At 68.6% G+C, this 258-nt stretch carries 1 protein-coding gene; it reads right to left on the bottom strand.

Annotated elements, in window-relative coordinates:
* Positions 1-258: aldehyde dehydrogenase family protein (locus QMX85_RS23505; RefSeq protein ID WP_282344960.1), on the bottom strand; the 258-nt coding region annotated here is incomplete at both ends.

The following is a 258-nucleotide window of genomic DNA, read 5'->3' as shown; positions in this document are numbered from 1 at the left end:
CGGTCAGTTCGGCGGCGATCTTCTCGCCACGCACCTTGATCGCCTCGGGCAGCAGCAGCATCGGGTTGATGCTGCTCATCTCGGCGAACACCGGGATCGGCTGCGGACGCGCCGCCGCCATGTCGCACAGTGCACGACCGCCGCGCAGCGAGCCGGTGAAGCCGACCGCCTGGATCGCCGGGTGCTTGACCAGCGCTTCGCCCACGCCGCCGCCGTAGATCATGTTGAACACGCCCTTGGGCATGCCGGTCTTCTCGG

This window comes from Pseudomonas sp. PS02288 (genome assembly GCF_029959715.1).
GTDB classification, from domain to species: Bacteria; Pseudomonadota; Gammaproteobacteria; order Pseudomonadales; family Pseudomonadaceae; genus Pseudomonas_O; species Pseudomonas_O kuykendallii.
Note: the sequence above shows the minus strand (reverse complement) of the source record. Positions and strands in the feature narration are given on the sequence as shown.